Below are 19,189 nucleotides of genomic sequence, written 5' to 3'. Positions count from 1 at the left end.
AAGTGTGTCATTAACGTTTGAAGAAATTGCTATTGCTTTTAGCAACTGTAATGGTGATGCTAAACTCTCTTTTAAAGAATATTTGAAAGATTTATATAAATCTAAGGAAGATTATGAAAAAGGATTTATTATCTCCAATGCAAACAATTATATATTGACTGATATTGAAAAACTTTTATCCAAAGCTATTTTAAATATTTGCTCTACTGACCATTTAATCAAAAAAGGATATTTCAGTTGGGGTTTTGTTACTTCCTATTATTCTAATTTTTTCTTAATCCAAGGTTTAAACAGAACACAACTTAACTTTACAACTTGGGTGTCTCGATCTGTAGATTGTCAAGAAAAAGATTATCAAAAAAAGAATATTCACATCAAAGGTATTGCTAATTCAGCAGATGAACATCAAAGACAGTTCAAACGATTTTTTGAAAATTTTAGCGATTTTGGAAAGCGTAAAGGAATTGATAGGCTTTGGACTATTGGAATTAAATCTTTTGACTTAGGTAATGAATCGGAAATAAGAAATAGAATTAACTATGAAATTTCTCCAGATGCTTTTTATGAGTTAGATTTAGATACTCAAGAGTTTCATAAAATTATTATAGATAATCAATATTGTCCCTTTAAGGAAGATAAAGAAGATTCAAGAATACCTAATTATTCTCGCAGAAACTTAAAATTGGCTATGGCAAGATTAAGGATGTTAAGTTATACCTTAAATGTTATCGCTATCAGAAATATAGAATACCAGAGTTATTATCAAAGGAATATGAAAAATAGATTAAAAGCCATTCAAGACAAGTATCCTGATGTGAGTGAATGGATTAAGGGCTACTTTCAGGATTGGTTGATTTTTGATTCAGAACTTGTAGAAAAAGATGAAGTTTAACAGAATATTGCTAATCTAATCAACTTTTTTATCTAACCTGATTATGAAAATTGAGGAGAGATACTTTGTTAAGTGGGTTTGTGTGTGCGATCGCTCTTTGGTGTAAGATGATATGTGTTAGCGTATCCCTTGATTCAGATAAAATAATTAACTTGTACTCCATAACACGCTTCTTTTGTATATGCCCAAAACTTACACCGTAGAAATTCATCACCAAGACAAAATTCATACATTGCAAGTTTCTGAAGATGAAACTATTTTATCAGTTGCCGATGCTGCTGGTTTGGATTTGCCAAGCTCCTGTCATGCAGGTGTTTGCACAACTTGCGCCGGTCAAATAACTGAGGGAACTGTCGATCAAACTGATGGTATGGGCGTTAGTTCAGATTTGCAAAAGCAGGGTTATGTATTGCTTTGTATTGCCAAACCCCTTTCTGATTTAAAAATTCAGACGGAAAAAGAAGAAGTAGTCTATCAGTTGCAATTTGGTAAAGACTAATAAAGTCAACAGTTATCAGTATATGGTTTGATTATTGATAACTGTCATTATCAAAGCTAATAAATAACATAAGTATTTTGTTGTACCTCATATCAGCTATTATAGAAACTATAAATCAACAGGATTTACAACCATGACGACTCATTTTATCACCGCAGAAATTGATTTACAAGAAACTCCCGCAGAGTTACTAAAAGCAATTGAAACAGAGTTGAACAAACAGGGGGAACCTCTTCGTTGGGCAATTACCTCTATGAACGTTGAACAACAAAAAGCTACAGTTGAAGCAGTTGTTATAAAGAGTGCTAAGTAATGAGTGCTGAGTTGGGAGTTAACGCGATGTGCGACTTATTATTGGAATACTTCTCCAAACCTCTCCCCCAAAGAGAAAAGAGAGGCTTTGATTCTTGCTCCTCTTTCCTGCAAGAGAAGGGGTTGGGGTTAGGTTTGAGAGAAAGTCGTACACAGCGTGAGTTAGTATTTGATGGTTTCTGATTCATAACTCAGCACTCAGCACTCATCACTCAATATGCGTCCATACACTGTTATCTTAATTGTACCAACTGGCGTTGGGGCTGCCATTGGGGGTTATGCTGGAGATGCTTTGCCTGTTGCCAAAGTTATGGCACAAGTTTGCGATCGCCTTATTACTCACCCCAATGTCCTCAATGGCGCAAGTTTGTACTGGAACCTTCCAAATGCTTTCTATGTTGAAGGTTACGGACTTGACAAATTCGCCTCTGGATGCTGGGGTTTGCGTCCAGTCCGAATTAACAAAGTAGGTTTGCTTTTAGACCAAGCTATTGAGCCAGAGTTGCGGCTAAGACATATACAAGCAGCAGATGCAGTCAGAGCAACTCTGGGATTGACTTTAACAGATTACGTAATTACTGATGCACCATTAAATGTAGAATTACGGACTGCACCATCGGGAGCAAGTTGGGGGACAATTGGGAATCCAGATAGCTTGTTACGGGCAGCTGAGATATTAATTAAAAAAGCGGGGGCAGAAGCGATCGCAGTTGTTGCCCGTTTCCCCGATGATCTAGATGAGGAAGCAGTACAGAAATACCGCCACGGTGAAGGCGTTGATCCTTTAGCGGGTGCAGAAGCCGTAATTAGCCATTTGCTAGTGCGAACCTTTCAAATTCCTTGCGCCCATTCTCCCGCCCTTTTGAGCGAACCTCCACAACCTGATTTATCTCCCCGTTCCGCCGCCGAAGAATTGGGCTATACCTTTTTGCCGTGCGTCCTTGTCGGTTTGAGTCGTGCCCCACAATTCATAGTAGATAAGGAGTTAAGCACATTTCAACAAGAAGATATTTGGGCAGATCAAGTAGATGCTGCGATCGCACCTGCAACTGCTTGTGGTAGCAGTGCCTTACTAAGTTTAAGCCAAAGACGATGCCAAATAATTACCGTAGAAGAAAATAAAACTCTTATAAAAGTTCCTCCCCAACCCTTGGGGATCAAATCTATACAGGTAAACTCATATTTAGAAGCAGTGGGTGTATTAGCAGCACATAAAGCAGGTATCAATCCGTCTGCTCTCCATCCCAAATTATTACCTTTGCAGTCAGTAGCCAGTAATTAGGAGTTAGGAGTTAGGAGTTAAAAGTTAGAATTCATACTAATTACCTGAATTACAGCTACAAAGCATTCCCCCCTGCCCCCTGCCCCCTGCCCACTTCCTTAAAAACTCGTGGTTGAACAACAAAAGCAAAAACCAGAAATTCCATACCTGACACGCATCCAAGTACTTGGGGCAATGGGAGCGACTGCAATTATTTTATTGATAGTCGCTAAACTATGGCTATACTTTGGCAACTTTTCCCTATTCTCCTGGAAGTTAAACCAAAGAGAGTTGCTGTTGGGTGTAGGATTGGGATTCGTCATCACCGCCTTAAGTGGCTTGGCTTATCGCCTTTGGACTGCCTACCGTAAAAGTGCAGATTATTACCTAGAAGTAGTACTAAAGCCTTTAGCTTTACCAGACTTAATTTGGCTGGGGTTACTACCGGGGTTGAGTGAAGAATTATTATTTAGAGGTGTGATATTGCCAGCTTTAGGTTCTGATCATCTGGCTGTTATTGTATCAAGTCTTTGTTTTGGTGTATTGCATTTTAGCGGTTCCCAACAATGGCCTTATGTGATTTGGGCAACGATTGTCGGGATGATACTGGCATATAGTGCCCTAATCACTGGCAACTTATTAGTGCCGATTGTCGCCCACATCGTGACAAATTGGATTTCTAGCTACTTGTGGAAAATGTGGCAATTGTCGGCCATTAAAAGTTAAAAATCTTTTTTTAGGGTGCGTTACGGCTTTAAGTAGAGCGGTGTGAATAATTCAAGGTTTGTAGTAAGGACTTTAGTCCTAATTTGAGGGCTGAAGCCCACACTACAAACTTATCTCAAGATTTTTTACATTTTTGATTTATTCTCACCTACTTACTTAGTTTAACGCACCATGTTATGTACCAGTGCTAGGCGATTATGTGGTGTTTTTTGTGACAAATCATTTGAAAATATGCGCCTAATACACACATTATTTTAACGAGTCAGCTGCTAAAGCGATCGCCTGTGGTAAAATTCGATGTTCTTGAATTTGAATTCTGGCGTGGAGCGTTTCTGGTGTATCATTCGCCAGTACTGGGACTGCGGCTTGCATCAATATTGGGCCACTGTCCATTTCTAAACAAGCTATATGCACAGTACAGCCAGTGATTTTTACCCCAGATGCCAAGGCTTGCTCTACGGCATGGATTCCCTTAAAACTAGGTAACAAACTGGGATGTATATTGATAATCTTATCAGAAAAAGCATCAATTAATACTGATGTTACCAATCGCATCCAACCTGCCATAATTACCCATTCCACATCGTAATGTCGCAATGTCTGCACAACTTTCTCGTCAAACTCTTCGCGGCTTTTATAGTTGCGGTGATTCAACAAAACAGCTTCTACACCTCTATTGGTTGCTCTTAGAGCTGCTTTAGCCGAGGGGTTATTGTAAATTAAAACTTGAATTTGGGCATTTAGCTGTCCATCTTGGATAGCTTGGGCAACTACATCAAAATTGCTGCCATTCCCAGAAGCCATAATTCCCAGTTTTAAAGGAGTGATTTGTTGGCAAACATCGCTAATACTGGGAGAAACCAAGCTAGGGGTAAAATCAGGGCGGAAGGTCATAACAGCAAGAAGAGAAATTGTAAATGTCAAAAATATATACTAAGTCGTGGTTCGATAATGATACAGTGGCTGCCTGGATTTTTCTCACACCAGCACTAATTTTGCTAGGCGTTTTTATCATTTGGCCAATTGCCTATTTGTTTTACCTCAGTTTCACGGCTGGTAGTTTCACTTCAAAAGGTATTTATTGGATAGGCTTAAAAAACTATTGGCGCTTGCTACTCAACCCCGACTTTTGGCAAGTTTTGGGTAACACCCTTTATTTTACTGTTGCCACGATCATCCCCAGTTTAGTGATTCCCTTGGGATTGGCAGTGCTATTAAACCGCTCCATTCCCTTGCGGGGCATCCTGCGAAGTGCCTATTTTCTACCTTCAATCATCTCACTTGTGGCGGCTGGTTTGGGATTTCGCTGGCTGTTTCAAACATCGGGGCCAGTTAACGGACTTTTAGAATTTTTTGGCATTCCAGCCATACCCTGGCTAGGAAGCACATTTTGGGCAATGCCAGTACTGATTTTAATGAATATTTGGAAACAACTAGGCTTTAATATGGTGGTGTTTTTAGCGGGGTTGCAAGCAATTCCTATCAGTCGTTACGAAGCAGCAGATTTAGATGGAGCAAATGCTTGGCAACAATTTTGGTATATTACTCTGCCCGGATTACGTCCCACTGTTATATTTGCAACAATTACTACGGCAATTTTTACATTGCGGAGTTTTGAGCAAGTTTATGTGATGACTGGTGGTGGCCCACTGAATTCGACTAATTTACTGGTTTACTATATTTATCAAGAGGCATTTGGTCAATTTGATTTTGGTTATGCAGCAGCAGCGGCGACAGTGCTGTTAGCTGCGACATTGGTATTAGTGTATTTGCAGTTGCGAACTTGGGGAGAGGAGTAGGGGTTTAACATTTCGGTGTTGCTGATTGACGGGATGAATTTTGTTTCGCGCAAAGACGCAAAGACGCAAAGGTAAGAGTTGATCGCCTGATTAAATTTTGCTGTAAAAATTTAAACAAAAGTCGTCCAATTGATATAGGTGATATTCTAAAACAGAGAACAATACGGAGATTAAAGCCGCAGAGGATTTGATTGCAGCACAGGTGAGTTAAATGGCGAAGGTAGCGTTGCTGGTTGGGGTCAGTGAGTATGAGCCAGGGCTAAATCCGTTGCCCAGTGCGGTTAGAGATGTGGAAGCAGTATATGAGGTGCTACTGCATCCAGAGATGGGCGGGTTTGCTGCGTCAGATATTCTTCTGCTAAAAAATCCTGAGCGACAAGTTGTAGAAATGGCGATCGAAACGCTGTTTTCCGCGCGGCACAAGGATGATTTGCTGCTGCTGTACTTTTCGGGGCACGGTATCAAAGACGATCGCGGTAGGCTGTATCTGGCAACTCGCAACACCAGTAAGACGCAGCAGGGTGAATTGATTCGCTCAACGTCGGTGTCTGCCAATTTTATCCACGATCGCATGAGTGAAAGCCGCTCCCGGCGGCAGGTGGTGATCCTGGATAGCTGCTTTAGTGGTGCCTTTGCTGAGGGAATGTCTGCTAAAGATGATGGTACAATTGACATCCGGGAGCAGTTGGGCGGTGAAGGACGAGTCGTGTTGACTTCTTCTACTTCAACTCAATATTCCTTTGAGGAGCAGGGGCAAGATTTATCGATTTACACTCGTTTTTTGGTTGAAGGTATCAAGTCAGGAGAAGCCGATCGCGATCAAGATGAGTTTATCTCAATCGATGAACTCCATGAATACGCCAGTCAGAAGGTGCGAGAACTTCAGCCGGCGATGAAGCCGGAAATCTATGCAATTCGAGAAGGCTTTAAAATTCGACTGACAAAGGTGGCTCCGGGCGATCCTAGACAGCGATACCGTAAAGAGGTAGCGCGATTTATTCATCGAGGCGAAATTTCCTTTGTTGATCGTCGCACATTGGATGTACTGAGGACTCGCTTGGGATTGGAGACAACTGAGGCGAAGGCGGTTGAAGATGAGGTGTTGGAACCGTACCGCAAGGAGTTCCGCGAAAAACTCCAGCAGTATCAGCAGGTGTTTACTGAACTACTGGAGCGAGACGAGACGATTACCGATAGCGATCGCCACGATCTGCAAAATCTCCAGCAAATTTTGGGGCTGCGGAATGAGGATACGATGCCCATTGAAGCACAGGTGACTGCACGGTTTAAGACGCGTCAACAAAACTTGCAAACATATCAGCAGGCGTTTACAACGGCACTGCGGCAGGAGTTTCCTTTGAGTATGGGAAGCCGCGATCGCTTACGGCAAACCCAGCAGCAATTAGAGCTTGCGAATGGGGACATTGCGGCGATTGAATCTCAGATTACGGCTGAGGTAGAGGCATATCACCAGAAACTCCAGGACTACCAACGGCTGTTTTTTACTGCCACGCAGCAGGAATATCCTCTCAGCGAGGCAACCCGAAATGATTTACGTCAACAGCAGCAGCGTTTGGGACTGACGGATGTAGATATTGCACCAATTGAAGCGCAAATCACAACGCAGATTGAAAGCTATCAACAAAAACTCCAGCAGTACGAGCAAGCGTTAGTGAAGGCGACGCAGCGCCAGCATTATCCAGATGAGGTGACGCAAAAGCAATTGCAGCAAACATGGCAGACGTTGGGGTTGAGTCATGGCGATGTGGGTGCGATCGAGAGGCGGATTAATGCGGAGATTGAAACGCATCAAGCAAACTTGCGGCAATACGAGCAGGAGTTTACAGAGGCTATTCAGCAAGAATATCCGCTCAGTGCTTTCAAACGCTCTCAACTAACGCAACGTCATCAAGGGTTGAATCTGACTGCTGAGAATGTGACTGCAATTGAAAATTTAATTGTGGCTGCGATCGAGGAACATCGGCAAAAACTGCAACAGTATGAAGAGGTGTTTAGAGAGTCGATGCAGTTTGAATATCCTCTTAGTGACGTTACTCGTGAAGAACTTCAACGTTTTCAACGAATTTTAGAACTAAATGATGCGGAAATAGCTGCGATCGAAGCAATTATTATTCAATCATCTTCAGAAGCAGAATACAGAAAACAGCAGGAGAAAATCAGAAAGCAACAAGAGGCAGAAAAACAACTACAACAAGAAGTAGTAGTACAACTAACGCAGCAGGAGGCAGAGAAACAACGGCAGCGAGACGAAGCAGAATATCGCCAAAAATTACAGCAGTATGAGCAGGAATTAATTAAAATAATTAAAGCAGGAAATTCCCTTGATAGTGATGATATTCGGCAGAGCTTAAGGCAACTTCAACGGACTCTAGAACTTAAACAAACCCATATCACTGCAATTGAAACCAGAGTTGTAGCAAGTCAAGAATTGATTAAATCTAAATATCCGATTCAGCAGCCAAGCTCTGCTAAACCCACTAAACAGACTCAAAAGCTAATTACCCGACAAAAGTTTTTGAAGTGGGCTAGCTTGGGAGGTGTAAGTTTTATGACAGGATTGGTAGGTAGTGAAATTTTTGACGGTCAATCATCAACACCTGACTCTTTTAGGTTTGAAACGGTAACGGTAGATAAAAATGGACAGGTAATTAAACGAGATCCTAACAAGCAAGCTAAGTTCTTTAAAGAGAACTTAGGCAATGGCATAACTTTAGATATGGTTGAGATTCTTGGAGGCTCTTTTAATATGGGTTCGCCACCCGGTGAAAATGGTCGAACCGAATATGAAGAACCACAGCACGCTGTAAATGTGTCTGCTTTTTTTATAGGCAAGTTTGAAGTGACTCAGGAACAGTACCAGCAAATAATGGGTAGCAATCCGTCCTCCTTCAAGGGAGCAAAACGTCCTGTAGAGAAAGTGTCCTGGAATGATGCAGTAGACTTTTGCAATAAGCTGAGTCAACAGACTGGGTGCGAATATCGCCTACCTAGTGAAGCAGAGTGGGAATACGCCTGTCGTGCAGGAACAACGACACCATTTTACTTCGGCGAGACGATTACAACTGAGTTAGCTAGCTACAATGGGGATTACACTTACGCTTCTGAACCAAAGGGCAAATTTCGTGAAGGAACAACAGAAGTAGGAAGTTTTCCACCCAACGCCTTTGGATTATACGATATGCACGGGAATGTTTGGGAGTGGTGTCAAGATACTTGGCATGATAGCTATAAAGGAGCGCCTAGTGATGGAAGTGCATGGATAGATAATGCTAGTCAATATCCAATACTGCGGGGCGGTTCCTGGTTCAGCAATCCTAAAAACTGCCGTTCCGCGTCCCGCAACTTCAACGACGCGCGCGACATCCACTACTACAATATTGGTTTTCGTATTGTGTGCGCTGCCGGGAGGACTCTTTAGCCCTTTATGCTTTAGCTCTTTTGCCCTCTGCCCTTATTTTCTTTACCCTTTTTGAGTGTAGCGAAGCGGAACGATCTAATTTTTTTCAAAAAACAGAGTATATCAAATTAGGATTAAGTTTAAATAAAGACTCCAACTAGAAATAATTATGAACCAAGAGTTTACCCAAGCGATGCCTCAGAAGTTTAGTTATTCCACAACATCGAGCAAAAAGAAAATTTCCTCTTTTTACTTGGTGCTTTCCTGGCTAAATTAATCAATGCCATAGTTGATTTAGTTAAATCAACTATGGCATTGAGCAGTTCTAATAGTGAACAATCACAGACCCTTACATCTATCCGCGACACCCTACTACCTAAACTCCTTTAAAGTGAAATCCACGTCAAAGAAACGGAGAAAGTATTAGAGGCAGTGACATGACAAGAGTTGATTTAGACACAAGTATTTATAACCGCCCCTTTGATGACCAAACACAGCCAAAAGTATTTCTAGAAACACAAGCTGTCATCTTAATTTTACAAATGGTAGAAGCAAAATTAATAGAATTAGTTAGTTCTTCAGTTCTAGAATATGAAAATAGCCGTAACCCGTTTATTGTAAACCAACAGTCAATGGAGCGATACTTACAAATAGCTACATTGAGAGTATTACTAGATGAAAACATTAGAGGGAGAGCAAAACAACTAGAACAACAAGGCATTAAAGCCATTGATGCTCTCCACGTTGCTTGTGCCGAAACTTCTCAAAGTGATTATTTTATCACTTGCGATAAGAGATTAATCAATCGCTGTCAAGGTTTAACACTCAAAGCAATCAACCCGACTGATTTTATTTTGGAGATAGAAGATGACAATTAAAGTTATTAATGAACAGCAAAATCTACAAGAAGTAATGCAGATTCTTCTCACACATTTAGAGCCATCCAAGGTGATGAAATTTTGGGCAGCTTGTAAATTAGGGCAAAGTGATTATTTACAACTAAAAGAAAAGCTGTTTGCTCAAGATAATGTTGATAGTTTGTATGAAAAAATTCAAGCCTATCAAGACATAGAATGAAACATAGTATAAATGGCGATCAAAATGCTGTTCTCCGGTCGGCACAAGGATTATAATTAAATTGAGCGAACTCGTCAGTATCGGAATCTAATGGAGTTTTTGGGAAAGCGATTGATCGAGTACGTGCAAAATTTAGTTTAAGCAAAAACTCCAACTAGAGATAATTATGAACTAAGAGCTTACGCAAGCGATCGCCTGTGGTAAACTACGCACTTTCCACGGGCGATCGCACTCATGTAAAATATCGGCATACAAAAGATTTATCTTGAGCGATGCCTACGGCGGGCTACGCCTACGCACCTGCTGGGCTTTGAGATTAAGCTAGTATATTAGTACGAATTATTTTTGCTACTAATTGGTAGGAAGATGAATGTAGAAAAACTCTCTATTTCTTTACCACCGTCTTTAGTGGAGTTTGTCGAAAATTACAAGCGGAATAAAGGATGTAAATCTCGTTCTCAAGTAATTGAAGAAGCATTAGAATTGCTGCGAAACCGAGAATTAGAGGCAGCTTACCGAGAAGCATCTGCTGAAGTTGATAACGATTGGGATGTGACAGTGGCAGATGGTTTAACAGATGAAACGTGGTGATATTTATTACGCAAATCTTAGTCCGGTGATGGGTTCAGAAATGGCTAAACGTCGTCCAGTGCTAATCGTCAGTAATGATATAAATAATAGTGCTGCTACAACTGTGACAATTTTACCGCTTACTTCTAATGTGAACCGTGTTTATCCCTTTGAAGTTTTGCTTAATCCAGAGGTTAGTGGTTTAACGAAGCCTTCTAAAGTACAGGCGCAGCAAGTGCGAACAATTTCTAAGCAACGAATTATTGGTAAAGTATTAGGTAGTTTAAACGAAGATATAATGGTACTAATTGATGCGGCGTTGAAATTGCATTTGGGATTGGTTTGAGTTTATGCAGAAAAATAGCGATGTTTAAGTAAAGACTCCAACTAGAGATAATTATTGGCAGTGCTATTAAACCGCTCTATTCCCTTGCGGGGCATCCTGCGACGTTGGTACTAGTGTATTTGCAGTTGCGAACTTGGGGAGAGGAGTAGGGGAAGAGCCTTCGTTTTTTCTTACTTGGCTCTTTCATAATATTAAGATACCGTAAAAGTGGACTGCTCATATCCGAGTCTTATAGTATTATTAGAGCCGATCAATTATCTTGGCATTGTCTGGCAATTTGGCCTCTCTTTGCCCAGCAGTACGCGCCCTAGCAGTGAACAAACCAATGGGAGTATTTAATAAATCTACAGGAGTAACTTTACGCGCGATGCCTGGATTGGGCTGCGCCAACGCCTTCTTAATATCCCTTGGTACTTCTTTGAATAACCAACGGACTAAGCGATAGCCGCATTCTTTGGGTGTAATCTCTCGCATCAACTCTACACCATGTAGTTCGTGTAAATAGCGATTTGAGCGTCCATACCGCCGCCATTGACTTTGCAGTTCTTTGAGTGTGGCACGGTGGCGGTGCTGAACGATCGCCTCTGGGGCAAATTCCAAACGCCCGATGTTTTCCTCTAGAATTCGCCAGCAAATATCTGCATCGCCGCCAGTGGTAAGATAGGGGCGAAATAAACCCGCTTTTTCTAAGGCGATGCGTCGAATCGCTAAATTAGCGGTTTGACCATAGGGACGAAAGGAATGGGCAAGGGTATGTTTTTGCGACAGAGTTTCTTGACGGTCTGCATGTTGTTCTAACAGAGTTGTGCCTGGTAGTGGTAAAATTTCACCAGCGACCATTACCACTTTTGAATTGACAAAAGGCTGAATTAATGCTTTTAACCATTGCGGTTGCGGACGACAATCAGCATCGGTAAAAACTATAATTTCGCCCACAGATGTGCGAATCCCAGTATTACGAGCAGCATAAGAGCTTTGAATGTGGTTTTCGCTCAATGGGTGAATTGTAATTGGGCAATTTTCGGCAGATGTTTTGAGGATGGTGAGAGTGCGATCGCTACTGTTATTGTCCACCAATAAGTATTCTGCCCGGTCTTTTGGGTAAGTTTGAGACAATAGACAATTGATCAAATCTGGTAAATCTGCCTCACCGTTATAAATAGGAATAACCACCGACACCATTGGCAAAAAGCTGGTGACGATGGTTGTATCAAATGGCTGATGATTCATAAATCTGAAACTTTGGAGATGGGATTACTAGCTAGTATTCCCAATCTAAAATCCTGGAACGATGAGAAGGAGTCAGGAGTCAGAATTAATTAGTGAACGATTGGGACTCACCACTTTCTTATTGAGCAGTAAATCTGAAATTTAGCTGTATACTTAAACACATTTATTCACTTACCTATCAGACTCCAATTCATTCTGAATTCTGACTCCTGAATTCTGTTTTCATAACTCCAAAAATCTGGATTTGGGAATATATGAACACCTGACAACAAATCACTCACTTAAGGTTTCAAGTCACCCGCTCGGCTCATTGGTCGAGTGGGTTGATTTGCCGGCGGTTGGGCGAAGCTGTTATTTGATAGAATTGCGATCGCGCGGGCATATTGCGGATCACTCTTAGTTCCGATTAAATCTGGATTAGAAGCCAACTGACGCTCTTGTGGCTCTGTCAAGTCTACTTTAATATCCGGCGTAATCCCTTTATGGTTGATATCTGTTCCCGCAGGTGTGTAGTAATGGGCAATGGTGACTGCCAAGCCGGAACCATCTGCGAGTTCATGAACTGACTGTACCAAGGCTTTGCCAAAGGTTTGACCGCCGACAACTACTGCCCGTTTATTATCTTTGAGTGCGCCTGTGAGGATCTCGCTAGCACTAGCTGAATTACCATCCACTAATACCGCTAAGGGACGATTTGTTAGAGCAGTGCGATTGGCTTTAGTTTCCTCAGTGCCGCCAACACGGTTTACTGTCTTGACAATTGCGCCATTATCTAGCCACATCCGAGCAATTTCAATGCTCGACTGCAACAAACCGCCTGGATTGCCTCGCAAATCCAGTACATAAGAATCAACTTTTTTACTGTTCAAATCGCGGATGGCGCGTTGCATTTGCTCTGCGGCGTGAGAGCTAAATTCTCGCAAACGAATATAGCCAACGCGTCGATTCCCTTCTTGTTTGAGGGTATAGCGTACTGTTGGCACTTCAATATTTGCCCTCGTTAACTTCAGATCAAAGGTATTTTGCCCCATCCGTCCCAGCCGGAGTTTGATGGCAGTACCCGCTTTGCCGCGAATTAGCTTGGAGGCATCATCCACTTTCATTTTGAGAGTGGGTTTGCCGTCAATTGCCAAAATTTCATCGCCTGGTTTAATCCCAGCTTTCAGGGCTGGGGAATTCTCTATGGCTTCGACAACAGTGAGCCGCTTAGTTTTTTCGTTCACTTCCATCCGAATACCAATGCCGGAGACTTCTCCAGATGTTTGGCTAGTCAGGGCTTCAAACTGTTTAGGATCTAGAAACCGAGTGTAAGGATCTCCCAACTTTTGTAAAGCTTCGCGGATGGCAGCATAAGCTTCTTCACGAGATGAATAGTCTTTACTCAACAGGCTTTGTCTGGTTGCTTGCCAATTTTGTTGATTAAATTTGCCATCAACATATTCATGATTCACCAGTTGCCATACTTGGTCAACTATTGCTTTTGGGCTGTCTTGTAGGGCTAGGGAAGCACGGACACCGCGAGTCCAAGCAGAGCCAAACACAGACATTGTAGTAGTAGTGGCGATCGCTCCACCAATCAAGGCTACTTGGAGCAGTGAGTAACTTTTCGCAGATTGGTTCATGTATATTCAGATGGAATATATAGTGTTGTTGACGGTCTTGAATCAGTCTTTCCAGAAATTTTTAAGTTTTTATACCCCAAAATTAGCTATGATCTCTTCATCATTTTCTCGTTCAATGATGCCGAAAATACTGCATTAGTTATTAACAATCATTTCTCAGTTTGTAAGCCTTCTGCGGAAGGCGATACTCACCTTGTGACACTTTGATTAGCGTCATGTTTGCACTTTAGATTACTTTTATAAGATAGCACTTTGCTCACTGAATTGCATTCCTGTTGGACAGCCATTAAATCAGCTTTTACTACCTAAGTCATGAAACGCAAATTTACTATCAAATCATTAATTTCCATTACAAAAAACTTGAATAATCTGTGGCAATCGTTACAAAAACCCATTTATGGATTGTACTTTGTGCTGGGTGCTTGGCTATTTTTTACTACTATAACCTTAGTTTTTGCTTCTTCTAGACCAGTAGATGCGTTCTTTGTACTTGGTGGCAGTATTCGTCGAGAAACTTATGTCGTCCAACAAGCAAAACAATACCCGCAAATCCCAATCTTGATTTCTCATGGTTCTCCTGACCCTTGTATACGGTTAATTTTTCAACGGGAATTAGCAGACTTACAAAACGTTTGGTTAGAAAAGTGCGCTAATTCCACTTTTGAAAATTTTTATTATAGTATTCCAATTCTGCGGCGTTGGGGAGTGCATAAAGTCATGTTGATTACTTCACCAAGTCATTTACCGAGAGCTAAATGGATGGCACAGATTCTCTTGGGCGCTCATGGTATTTGGGTAGAGCCAGAGATTGTTCAGGAGCAAGGTATTCCTGGTAATCGTGAATCTAGGCTGAAGACGGGACTAGATTTAACACGCAGTTTCTTTTGGGCGATTTTAAGTCAAATTATTCAACCACAATGCTCAAATGTCACCAGACTTAGCGAGGTGGATATGCAAGCTTGGCAGTATCGAGGTTTTAAGTGTGAACATCAAGGGGAAGTGGGGAGTGGGGAGTAGGGAGTAGGGAGAAGTGAGAAATGACTTTTGGAGCGATCGCTGTCTGGTATTATTAAAAATGAGCCTGGAGTTACTTGCAGAGCAATGCTATGGCAGAAATTCGGTTGGCAATTGAGGGTGAAGATGCGATCGCAGCAACAGAGGCGCTTTTAGCAATTCCTGGTATCTCAGGTAACTATAGCGTTAGTTCAGAAGCACCGGAAAAAGAAGGAGTAATAGCAACTGTTGCAACCATCGTTGGTATTGTTGGGGGTGCGATCGCTATTGCTGAACAAATCCGCAAGTGGTATCAAGAATATAAAGCTAAACAGTCTGGTAAAAGAATTGAAAAGGTGTTGATTGTGGGGCGCAATGGCAGACGACTCCTTTTAGAAGATGCAACCCTGGAAGAGATTCGCCAAATTTTAGAATCGTAGAGACTTGATGAATCGCGTTTGCGGAATTGGGGATGATAGACTTGGGGTAAATACTGAAGTCTCAGGATTCCGAATGTGCAAACGCTCCACCTTGACCTCAAGCCAGTTGCCGAGAATGACGTAGAGTTACGTTATTTTATTGATAATCCAGACCAGTATAAAAAGCGATCGCTCCCTTTAACAGAAATCGCTGATTTGATTAAGTTGGCTGAGAGAGATTATTATGTTGCGGATTTACCAGAGGATTATATAGTAACTGGACGGCGATTGTATAACTGGTTGGATGGGAGCGATCGCTGGCTGCAACCTTTGTTAGATAAGTATAAGCGTGAGGGGATCGTGCTGGCGATCGCCGCATCTGAAAAACTTGCCCATCTGCCTTGGGAGGTGCTGCACGATGGCGTTAGTTTTTTGGTTCAGCAAATCCCGGCGATTGTCCCGGTGCGCTGGGTGTCGGATAGCGCGGTAAAAAAATTGACCATTGAAGGGGAACCAGAAAACCGGGCGCTGCAAGTTTTGTTTATGGCAACTTCGCCTCTGAATGTTGAACCTGTGCTGGAGTTTGAGGCTGAGGAAGCACGGATTCTGGAAGCAACGGCGCGACAACCTTTAGCTTTGACGGTGGAAGAAAGCGGCTGTTTATCGGAGTTGGGTTATTTAGTTGATGGTTACGACAGGGAATATTTTGATGTTTTACACCTAACGGGTCATGCTACTTTACAAGATGGGCAACCGCGCTTCATTACAGAAACGGCAACAGGTGAAGCTTTCTATGCCACTGCTGGAGATATTGCCCAAGAATTACAATTTCGACTGCCTAAACTGATTTTCCTCTCTGGTTGTCGCACCGGGCAAGCTGGCAATTCGGGATCTGTGCCGTCAATGGCTGAAGAATTGTTGAAATCGGGTGCAAAAGCAGTTTTGGGTTGGGGTCAAAAGGTTTTAGATCCTGATGCTACAGCCGCAGCTGCTGCATTGTATCAGGAATTGTCAGCCGGAAAGCAAATAACCGAAGCTCTTGCTTGTACCTACCAAGCATTAATTAAGAACAAAGCGCGGGATTGGCATTTGTTGCGGTTGTATGCAGCAGGCAATTTACCCGGTTCATTAGTTACGTCATTGCGGACTCGTGGACGTAAACCAGCACCACCGCTTTCTGTTTCTACCCAGTTTTTAGATCCTGCGGGTAAGGTGAAAGTCCCGACGCGAGAAAGTTTTGTTGGTCGTCGCCGTCAATTGCAAAATTGTTTGCGGGTGCTGAGTCAATCAACTGATGAGGTTGGGGTGTTGATTTATGGCATGGGCGGTTTAGGTAAAAGTAGTTTAGCAGCTAGGCTGTGCGATCGCTTGCCGAATTTTGAGCGTGTTGTCTGGGTGGGGAGAATTGATGAAGCTAATTTGGTGAGTCGTTTGGCTGAAAAGTTGGATGACAACGAACAACGCAAAAGCTTACAAAATTACGATGAAGAATTGAAATATCGGCTGAGGCGAGTTTTCCAGCAGTTACATGAACAAGCAAAGCCGTTTTTGTTGGTGCTGGATGACTTTGAAGGAAATTTAGAGACCTCTCCCCCAACCCCTCTCCGAAGCGGAGAGGGGAGTCAAGTTCCCCCATTCCCTTGTAGGGAAGGGGGGTTAGGGGGGTTAGGTCATCTGCAATCAGAAGCAGCAGAGGTGTTGACTGCTTTAGTTTGGGCGATTAGAGAAAATTACACTTCCCACCGGATCATTATTACTTGCCGTTACGATTTTGAATTTACCCAGTTGCAGTATTTCCATAAGCAGCCGTTGGATGCACTGCAAGGGGCAGATTTGCGAAAAAAGTGCGATCGCCTCACAGCCTTTAATGCTAAATCTCAGGTGGATGAGGCGTTAAAATCGCAAGCGCAGAAGTTAGCAGATGGTAATCCCCGCTTGCTGGAATGGTTGGATAAGATTCTGCAAAATACAACAGTTGACCAAGCGGCAATTTTGAATCGGTTAGCAGCAGATCCGGTGGAGTTGCGAGAGCAAGTTTTAGCAGAGGCGTTGCTGCAACAGATGGATACAACCATGCGGGAGATGTTGTCACGGGGTTTGGTGTTTGAGTTGCCAGTACCGAGGGAAGCTTTAGCCGCAGTTTGTGACACTATCCCCAATTTGTCACATTATATTAGTCGGGCGATCGCGTTGGGGCTGTTGGAAGTGAGCCACGATGAGGCGTTACGAGTGCCGCGCATTTTGCCTGTGCAGATAGAGTCAGATGGGGAATTACATAAGCAAGCGGCTAAGGTGTTGTATCGCCTTTGGTGGGAAGAGGCGAACACAGAAATCGAGGAACAACGGTTAGAAATTCATCGGTTGGCGTTGCTGGGTAAGGAAGAAAAAAAAGCAGCCAACATAGCAAGCAGTTTAGCAAATCGCTGGTGGCATCAAAGTCGATTTAGGGAAGCGGTGCAGCTGTGCAAATCAACCTTAGAAATTACTGAAGACTATCGCGTTCTCAAGGAGATGGGTTATTGTGAGAGCCAAGTTGGTGAGGTTGATCAGGCACTAAAGCATTATCAACAAGCGTTAAACCTTTGTCCTTTAGAAGATAAACAAGAACAAGCGGCGACGTTGCACTGTTTGGGAATGCTCAAAGCCAATACCGGAGAAATAGAACAAGCGATCGCCCTTTATGAACAATCCCTCGCTCTCACAGAACAAATCGGCGATGTCCAAGGTCAGGCGAGGACGTTAAACAACTTGGGACTGCTCAAAGCCAATAGAGGAGAAATAGAACAAGCGATCGCTCTTTATGAACAATCCTTTGCTCTTAATGAACAAATCGGCGATGTCCAAGTTCAGGCGAGGATGTTAAACAACTTGGGACTGCTCAAAGCCAATAGAGGAGAAATAGAACAAGCGCTCGCCCTTTATGAACAATCCCTTGCTCTTAATGAAGAAATCGGCGATGTCCAAGGTCAGGCACAGACGTTAAACAACTTGGGAATACTCAAAGCCAATAGAGGAGAAATAGAACAAGCGATCGCTCTTTATGAACAATCCCTTGCTCTCAATGAACAAATCGGCGATGTCCAATGTCAGGCACAGACGTTAAACAACTTGGGATATCTCAAAGCCAATAGAGGAGAAATAGAACAAGCGCTCGCCCTTTATCAACAATCCCTCGCTCTCAATGAACAAATCGGCAATGTCCAAGGCAAGGCGGCAACGTTGCAAAAATTGGGAATACTCAAAGCCAATAGCGGAGAAATAGAAGAAGCGATCGCCCTTTATCAACAATCCCTCGCTCTCAATGAACAAATCGGCGATGTCCCAACCAAGGCAATAACGCTGTGGTGGTTAGGGCATATAGCAGAACAACAGAGTAATTACAATCAAGCACTAGATTATTTGCAACCAGCCTTGGATATATTGCAGCGTATCCAATCTCCTCATGCTGAGAGAGTTAGGCAAATGGTAGCGAGAGTGCAAGATTTAATTCGTAATTCGTAATTCGTAATTCGTAATTGAGAAAGTCAGAATTGAATTTGGCTTTTCTGGTTGGCAGCGATCGCGTATTTTGAAGAATTGGTAGAAGCGATCGCCCCTTTTGCGTTCAGTTGACTCATCCACGAGTCTTTGATACTCGCGGGAGAGTCTTTGATACTCGTCGGCGAGTCTTTAATACTCGTGCGAGAGTCTTTGATACTCATCCACGAGTCTTTGATACTCGCGGGAGAGTCTTTGATACTCGTCAGCGAGTCTTTAATACTCGTGCGAGAGTCTTTGATACTCGTCGGCAAGTCTTTAATACTCGTGCGAGAGTCTTTGATACTCGTCGGCGAGTCTTTAATACTCGTGCGAGAGTCTTTGATACTCGTTCAGCAGTTTTTTAGACTTGTGCCTTGGTTGTCGGAGATTGCGATCGCTATAATTCACCCCGAAGCACTGGCGTGTAATGCCTCGATATGTTCTGCGATCGCCCTTTTTAAACAATTCCCTACCCAATACAGTTCGGTTAACGTGTTTATTCCTCG

At 42.7% G+C, this 19,189-nt stretch carries 17 protein-coding genes and 2 pseudogenes; 16 read left to right on the top strand and 3 right to left on the bottom strand.

What is annotated here, in order from left to right:
• Window positions 1-4: 4 nt before the first annotated feature.
• The 5 genes from F8S12_RS28725 to F8S12_RS28705 all read left to right on the top strand — a co-directional run bounded on the left by F8S12_RS28725 (window position 5) and on the right by F8S12_RS28705 (window position 3,690).
• Window positions 5-892, top strand: coding sequence for a hypothetical protein (locus F8S12_RS28725; RefSeq protein ID WP_196519678.1), 888 nt, complete (start codon window positions 5-7; stop codon window positions 890-892).
• A gap of 181 nt (window positions 893-1,073) precedes the next feature.
• Window positions 1,074-1,391 carry a 2Fe-2S iron-sulfur cluster-binding protein gene (locus F8S12_RS28720; RefSeq protein ID WP_196519677.1) on the top strand — a complete coding sequence of 106 codons (318 nt, stop codon included), beginning with the start codon at window positions 1,074-1,076 and terminating at the stop codon, window positions 1,389-1,391.
• A gap of 133 nt (window positions 1,392-1,524) precedes the next feature.
• Window positions 1,525-1,704 carry a hypothetical protein gene (locus F8S12_RS28715; RefSeq protein WP_196519676.1) on the top strand — a complete coding sequence of 60 codons (180 nt, stop codon included), beginning with the start codon at window positions 1,525-1,527 and terminating at the stop codon, window positions 1,702-1,704.
• Window positions 1,705-1,920: 216 nt separating this feature from the next.
• Window positions 1,921-2,985, top strand: a complete 1,065-nt coding sequence (locus tag F8S12_RS28710; protein WP_196519675.1) for a DUF3326 domain-containing protein — start codon at window positions 1,921-1,923, stop codon at window positions 2,983-2,985.
• A gap of 108 nt (window positions 2,986-3,093) precedes the next feature.
• Window positions 3,094-3,690 (top strand): CPBP family intramembrane glutamic endopeptidase, encoded by a 597-nt coding sequence (locus tag F8S12_RS28705; RefSeq protein WP_196519674.1) that lies wholly within the window; start codon window positions 3,094-3,096, stop codon window positions 3,688-3,690.
• A gap of 249 nt (window positions 3,691-3,939) precedes the next feature.
• Here F8S12_RS28705 and purN read toward each other — a convergent pair whose 3' ends face one another.
• Entirely contained in the window at window positions 3,940-4,584 is a 645-nt protein-coding gene (gene purN / locus F8S12_RS28700; protein WP_196519696.1) for a phosphoribosylglycinamide formyltransferase, read from the bottom strand.
• A gap of 23 nt (window positions 4,585-4,607) precedes the next feature.
• On the opposite strand from purN, the gene F8S12_RS28695 reads away from it, so the two are divergent.
• The 7 genes and pseudogenes from F8S12_RS28695 to F8S12_RS28665 all read left to right on the top strand — a co-directional run bounded on the left by F8S12_RS28695 (window position 4,608) and on the right by F8S12_RS28665 (window position 10,900).
• Window positions 4,608-5,489: a carbohydrate ABC transporter permease gene (locus tag F8S12_RS28695; RefSeq protein ID WP_196519673.1), complete on the top strand. Its 882-nt coding sequence runs from the start codon at window positions 4,608-4,610 to the stop codon at window positions 5,487-5,489.
• A 211-nt stretch (window positions 5,490-5,700) separates the two neighbouring features.
• Window positions 5,701-6,336 (top strand): annotated as a pseudogene (locus tag F8S12_RS41080) (caspase family protein); the annotation flags it as partial.
• 1,758 nt (window positions 6,337-8,094) lie between these two features.
• Window positions 8,095-8,928, top strand: a pseudogene (locus tag F8S12_RS41075) (formylglycine-generating enzyme family protein); the annotation flags it as partial.
• A 416-nt stretch (window positions 8,929-9,344) separates the two neighbouring features.
• A complete protein-coding gene (locus F8S12_RS28680; RefSeq protein WP_196519672.1) occupies window positions 9,345-9,785 on the top strand; it encodes a PIN domain-containing protein in 441 nt (146 codons plus the stop codon).
• On the top strand, window positions 9,775-9,984 hold the full coding sequence (locus F8S12_RS28675; RefSeq protein WP_196519671.1) for a hypothetical protein: 210 nt from the start codon (window positions 9,775-9,777) through the stop codon (window positions 9,982-9,984). Before F8S12_RS28680 ends, F8S12_RS28675 begins: the two co-directional genes overlap by 11 nt.
• A gap of 366 nt (window positions 9,985-10,350) precedes the next feature.
• Window positions 10,351-10,575 (top strand): ribbon-helix-helix domain-containing protein, encoded by a 225-nt coding sequence (locus F8S12_RS28670; protein ID WP_096541670.1) that lies wholly within the window; start codon window positions 10,351-10,353, stop codon window positions 10,573-10,575.
• Window positions 10,562-10,900, top strand: a complete 339-nt coding sequence (locus tag F8S12_RS28665) for a type II toxin-antitoxin system PemK/MazF family toxin (protein ID WP_196519670.1) — start codon at window positions 10,562-10,564, stop codon at window positions 10,898-10,900. Before F8S12_RS28670 ends, F8S12_RS28665 begins: the two co-directional genes overlap by 14 nt.
• 240 nt (window positions 10,901-11,140) lie before the next feature.
• Here the strand turns inward: F8S12_RS28665 and F8S12_RS28660 are convergent, their stop codons facing one another.
• Both F8S12_RS28660 and ctpB read right to left on the bottom strand, forming a co-directional pair.
• A complete protein-coding gene (locus F8S12_RS28660; RefSeq protein ID WP_196519669.1) occupies window positions 11,141-12,130 on the bottom strand; it encodes a glycosyltransferase in 990 nt (329 codons plus the stop codon).
• 281 nt (window positions 12,131-12,411) lie between these two features.
• Window positions 12,412-13,752 carry a carboxyl-terminal processing protease CtpB gene (gene ctpB / locus F8S12_RS28655; RefSeq protein WP_196519668.1) on the bottom strand — a complete coding sequence of 447 codons (1,341 nt, stop codon included), beginning with the start codon at window positions 13,750-13,752 and terminating at the stop codon, window positions 12,412-12,414.
• Between the two features lie 312 nt (window positions 13,753-14,064).
• Here ctpB and F8S12_RS28650 point away from each other — a divergent pair, with 312 nt between their 5' ends.
• The 4 genes from F8S12_RS28650 to F8S12_RS41070 form a co-directional block, all read left to right on the top strand.
• Complete coding sequence (locus F8S12_RS28650) at window positions 14,065-14,769, top strand: YdcF family protein (RefSeq protein ID WP_196519667.1); 705 nt, start codon at window positions 14,065-14,067, stop codon at window positions 14,767-14,769.
• A gap of 89 nt (window positions 14,770-14,858) precedes the next feature.
• The gene (locus tag F8S12_RS28645) at window positions 14,859-15,185 is read left to right on the top strand and encodes a hypothetical protein (RefSeq protein WP_196519666.1); all 327 of its coding nucleotides are present in this window, start codon (window positions 14,859-14,861) and stop codon (window positions 15,183-15,185) included.
• 75 nt (window positions 15,186-15,260) lie between these two features.
• Window positions 15,261-18,665 (top strand): tetratricopeptide repeat protein, encoded by a 3,405-nt coding sequence (locus F8S12_RS28640; protein WP_196519665.1) that lies wholly within the window; start codon window positions 15,261-15,263, stop codon window positions 18,663-18,665.
• A 126-nt stretch (window positions 18,666-18,791) separates the two neighbouring features.
• On the top strand, window positions 18,792-19,189 hold a 398-nt coding region (locus tag F8S12_RS41070; RefSeq protein WP_230968340.1), incomplete at its 3' end, for a hypothetical protein.

Source organism: Nostoc sp. WHI (genome assembly GCF_015714725.1).
Lineage (GTDB): Bacteria > Cyanobacteriota > Cyanobacteriia > Cyanobacteriales > Nostocaceae > Nostoc.
Note: the sequence above shows the minus strand (reverse complement) of the source record. Positions and strands in the feature narration are given on the sequence as shown.